5 protein-coding genes and 1 pseudogene are annotated in these 4,426 nt (G+C 73.4%); 1 reads left to right on the top strand and 5 read right to left on the bottom strand.

The features are described from left to right. Together SZN_RS35620 and SZN_RS35625 are read right to left on the bottom strand one after the other, a co-directional pair. Positions 1-308 (bottom strand): annotated as a pseudogene (locus SZN_RS35620) (metallophosphoesterase); the annotation flags it as partial. A 58-nt stretch (positions 309-366) separates the two neighbouring features. Further along, positions 367-606 (bottom strand): SCO4848 family membrane protein, encoded by a 240-nt coding sequence (locus tag SZN_RS35625; RefSeq protein ID WP_007505115.1) that lies wholly within the window; start codon positions 604-606, stop codon positions 367-369. Positions 607-697: 91 nt separating this feature from the next. On the opposite strand from SZN_RS35625, the gene SZN_RS35630 reads away from it, so the two are divergent. Further along, on the top strand, positions 698-2,002 hold the full coding sequence (locus tag SZN_RS35630) for a D-alanyl-D-alanine carboxypeptidase family protein (protein WP_007505117.1): 1,305 nt from the start codon (positions 698-700) through the stop codon (positions 2,000-2,002). On the opposite strand, the gene SZN_RS35635 is transcribed toward SZN_RS35630, so the two are convergent. Genes SZN_RS35635 through SZN_RS35645 form a run of 3 tightly spaced genes read right to left on the bottom strand, consistent with a single transcriptional unit; the run spans position 1,950 to position 4,389 of the window. Next, positions 1,950-2,924, bottom strand: coding sequence for a YihY/virulence factor BrkB family protein (locus tag SZN_RS35635; RefSeq protein WP_007505119.1), 975 nt, complete (start codon positions 2,922-2,924; stop codon positions 1,950-1,952). The genes SZN_RS35630 and SZN_RS35635 overlap by 53 nt on opposite strands. Beyond that, positions 2,912-3,403: a GtrA family protein gene (locus SZN_RS35640; RefSeq protein ID WP_007505120.1), complete on the bottom strand. Its 492-nt coding sequence runs from the start codon at positions 3,401-3,403 to the stop codon at positions 2,912-2,914. The genes SZN_RS35635 and SZN_RS35640 overlap by 13 nt, the downstream gene beginning before the upstream one ends. Then, complete coding sequence (locus SZN_RS35645; protein WP_007505121.1) at positions 3,397-4,389, bottom strand: decaprenyl-phosphate phosphoribosyltransferase; 993 nt, start codon at positions 4,387-4,389, stop codon at positions 3,397-3,399. The genes SZN_RS35640 and SZN_RS35645 overlap by 7 nt, the downstream gene beginning before the upstream one ends. Positions 4,390-4,426: the final 37 nt, after the last annotated feature.

Consider the following 4,426-nt stretch of genomic DNA (forward strand, 5'->3'; position numbering starts at 1 on the left):
AGGCGCCGCAGCAGCGGCCGTACGAGTTCACCCGCGAGCAGGTAGAGCAGCAGGTACAGCGAGAGCGCGAGCCACAGGAAGCCGGGCCAGGACAGCACTTGCTGGAGCCAGAGGGGAGCGCCCGCGCGCGTGGAGACGAAGGCGCCGATCGCCAGCGCCCAGCCGGCGGCGATGACGGCCACGCCCGCGCGGCGCACGGGGCCGGGCCCGCGGGTCGTGTCGCGGAACAGCCGCCGCCACACATACCAGTTGCCCGTGACCAGGACGGCCAGTACCAGCAGTGCGACCAGTACGAAGACGATGACCACGCCGACGTTCCCTTTCCTCTCGTGTGCCGGGTGAACGTCCCGGGAGGCGGCCGAGTTCCTATGTCGTCCGGCGCAGTGCGCGCACGGCGCGCAACCCGATGACCCCGATGACCGTCCCCCATACGAAGGAGACGACCGCGAGCGTCAGGTGCACCCAGAAGTACGCCGTCGGCCGGCCGTCGTCGAACGCGAGCCCGCTGCCGTTCTTGATCAGGTTGTTGACGAAAGTGACCCAGATGACCCAGCTCCACACCCCGAAGGCGAGCAGGAACCAGGAGACGGGGCGGCTGAGCTTCATGCGTCCAGTATCGCCGCCGGGTGTCGGGCGCTCGGGGCGGGGTGGGGGCGAGAACGCGACTTCCCCGGGTACGGCATGTACTTTTCCGCTCGTGCCCGCACCCAAGAAGACCGCACGGCGAGCCGCGCTGGTCACTTCCGCAGCCCTGTCGTCCCTCGCGCTGACCGCGCCGCTCGCCCACGCGGTGCCCACCCCCTCGCCGCGCACGAGCCCGCCGCGCACGAGCCCGTCGGCCACTCCCCCGGCGAACATGTCGACCGTGGGCGGTGTGCGGCTGGGCCGGCCCGGTACCCAGGTGAACCTGGCGAGCGGGGTCCCGGTGCTGCCCAAGGACGTCACGGCCCGTTCCTGGGTCGTCGCCGACGCCGAGTCCGGCCAGGTCCTCGCCGCGCGGAACGCGCACTGGCGGCTGGCGCCCGCGAGCACCCTGAAGATGCTGTTCGCCGACACGGTGCTGCCGAAGTTCCCGCGCTCGCTGAAGCACGACGTGGTCCCCTCCGACCTCGCGGACGTGGGGCCGGGTTCGAGCCTGGTGGGGATAAAGGAGGGCGAGACGTACACCGTGCGGGACCTGTGGCTCGGGGTCTTCCTGCGGTCCGGCAACGACGCGGTGCACGTGCTGTCGAAGATGAACGGCGGCATCGCGGCCACCGTCAGGCAGATGAACGAGCACGCCGAGGAGTTGCAGGCCCTCGACACGAACGTGGTGTCGCCGGACGGCTACGACGCCCCGGGCCAGGTCTCCTCGGCGTACGACCTGACGCTGATCGCCCGCTCCGGGCTGCAGAAGAAGGACTTCCGGGAGTACTGCTCGACGGTCGCGGCCACCTTCCCGGGCGCGACGAAGAAGGGCGGGAAGGGCAAGAAGTCCGTCCGTGGGTCCTTCGAGATCCAGAACACCAACCGGCTGCTGGCCGGCGACAGCGACGTCCCGGTCTACCAGGGCATCGCGGGTGTGAAGAACGGCAACACCACCAACGCGGGGGCCACCTTCACGGGGGTGGCCGAGCGGGGCGGCAGGGTGCTGCTGGTGACGGTGATGAATCCGGCGAAGAGCGAGCGCAACGAGGTCTACAAGGAGACCGCGCGGCTGTTCGACTGGGGCTTCGGGGCGGCCGGGAAGGTGCGGCCGGTGGGTGAGCTGGTGCCGCCGAGGAGCGCCGTGCAGTCCAGTGCCCAGCCCGGCGCCAACGCCCCGGGGGAGGCGGGCGGCACCGGTGACGCGGGGCCGTCCCCGACACCGGCGGTGGGCGCCTCGGCCGCCACCGCGTCCGGCGGGATGGGGATCGCGCTCGGCGTGGCGGGCGGGGTGCTGGTGCTGCTGGGGGCGGGCGCGTTCCTGGTCAACCGCCGTTGGCCGCTGCCCGACCTGGTGCGGCGCCGGGGCCGTTCCTGACGTCCGTGCCGCCCGGCGCGTCCGGGGGCGCCGCGTCCCCTTCGGGGCCGGGGCTGTCGTCGCCCAGTTCGGTCCGCTTGTCCTGCGTCGCCGTCCAGGCGGCGCAGAACACGACCAGCTTGGACGTGAAGTTGATCCACAGCAGCAGGGCGACGGGCACCCCGAAGGCGCCGTACATGCTCTTGGTGGCGACGCCCTGCATGTAGCCGCTGAGCAGCAGCTTCAGCAGCTCGAAGCCGATCGCGCCGATCAGGGCGGCCACCATCAGGCGGCGGCGGGCCGGTTCGACGCCGGGCAGCAGGGTCAGCACGTACAGCAGGAGCAGGAAGTCGGCGAGCACGGCGACGGCGAAGGCGGCGATCTGGAGCAGGACGCCGCCCCAGCCGCCCTCGTCGAGGCCGAGCTGGCGGGTGGTCCAGCCGACGGCGGCCGAGGCGATGGTGGAGATCGCGATCGTCAGGAGCACGGCGCCGCCGAGGCCGACCAGGACGCCCGCGTCCTTGACCTTGCGCAGGAGCGGGTTCTCCGCCGGGTCCGGCAGCTCCCACACCGCGCGCAGGCACTCGCGCGTGGAGCCGACCCAGCCGATGCCGGTCAGCAGCAGGGCGGCGCCTGCGATGAGTCCGACGGTGCCGGCGTTCTGGACCAGCGCGTTGATGTCGAGCTGGTCGGCGATGCCGGGCACCTGGTCGGCCAGCTTGTCCTCCAGCTTGGCCTGCTGTTCCTTGCCGAGGGCCGCGGCGGCGATCGCCGCGGCCACCGTGAGCAGCGGAAACAGCGCGACGAAGCTGGTGAACGTCATCGCGGCCGCCAGTCGTGTCCACTTCACGCGGTCCATGCGCTCGTAGGAGCGCCACGCGTGCGTGGTCATCAACCGGGCGACCACGGCGCCGATGACCGGGAGTTTCTTCAGCCAGTCCATGATCCGCCCCTGCCCTCGGTCCGGAAGACCCATGTCCGTGTGCCCCAGAACCGCAGGACCGTAGCCAGCGCCATGCCGATTCCCGCCCCGGAGACGAGGTCGGCGCGCGCGGAGGTGAGGCCGAGGCCGTAGTGGCTGACGGCGAGGCACAGCAGTTGTACGGCGGCCCCCGCGGCGTTCACCGCGCAGAACAGGGCGTAGGGGCGCAGGCCGCGCGGGCGGGTGTGGCGGTAGGGGCCGAGGGCGTTGCCCGCGTAGGCGACGGTGCAGCCGCCGGCGAACGCGAGGGCCTTGGCGGTGAGCGGGTCGAGGGCGGCGGGGCCGCGCAGGGCGGCGAACAGGGCGAGGTCGACGGCGTAGGCGAGCAGTCCGGCCGCGGCGAAGCCGGTGAGTTCGCGGCGGCGGGCCCGCGCGGCGGCACCGGGGGCCGCCCGCGCGCGGTGCTCGCGCGGGCGCGGCCACGCGCGCGTGGCTACCAATGGGCCACCGCCAGCCCGTACAGGGCGAGCCACACCAGGCCGATGAGCGCGAGGCCGCGGTCGCGCAGCACGACCTCCTCGGGTTCGCCCGCCGTGCCGCGGTCGGCGAAGACGGCGTAGCGCAGGATCGCGAGGATGAAGGCGACCACGGAGAGCTGGCGCCAGGGCAGCAGGCCGTCGCGCGCGTCGCCGCCCTCCTCCAGCGCCCACAGGCAGTAGGCGAGCACCGCGACCCCGGCGGCCAGCTGCCACACGAAGCGCAGGTAGCCGGTGGTGTACTCGGTGAGCAGCGCGCGCGTGGCCCCGTCCTTCCCGGCCATCTGCACGGCCTCGGAGTAGCGCTTGGCGGAGACCATGAACAGCGCGCCGAAGCCTGTGGTGATCAGGAACCAGCGGGAGAGCGGGATGCCGAGCGCGAGTCCGCCGGCCATGGCCCGCATCAGGAACCCGGTGGTGACGACGGCGAGATCGACGACCAGGACGTGCTTGAGGCGCAGGCAGTAGGCCAGTTGCATGGCGACGTACACCGCGAGGAGGGCCGCGACGGCGGGTGAGGCCAGTACGGCCGCGAGGAGGGGCGCGAGGACCGCCAGGGCGCCTCCGACGGCGTGGGCGAGGGGGACGGGGACCTGGCCGGCCGCGACCGGGCGGTGGCGTTTGACGGGGTGCGCGCGGTCGGCCTCGGCGTCCCGGGCGTCGTTGACCAGGTAGACCGCGGCGGCGCAGGCGGTGAACAGCACGAAGACGAGGGCGAGTTGGGTCAGGGCGTGCACGGAGAGGAGCCGGCCGGCGGCGGCCGGGGCGGCCAGGACGAGGAGGTTCTTGACCCACTGCCGGGGCCGGGCGGTGACGACCAGGCCCGTCAGGAGCGCGCGGGGGCCGCGGCGGCGGGCGGGCGGCGGGGTCCGGCCCGGGGGCGTGCGCTGCCCGTGGAGCGTGGCCTCCCTGGCGCGGGCCGCCTGCGTCAGGCGGGCGGTCTCAGGCATGGGCGCCCGCCGTCCGCATCCAGCGCGATCCGGCGCG

The organism is Streptomyces zinciresistens K42, assembly GCF_000225525.1.
Lineage (GTDB): Bacteria > Actinomycetota > Actinomycetes > Streptomycetales > Streptomycetaceae > Streptomyces > Streptomyces zinciresistens.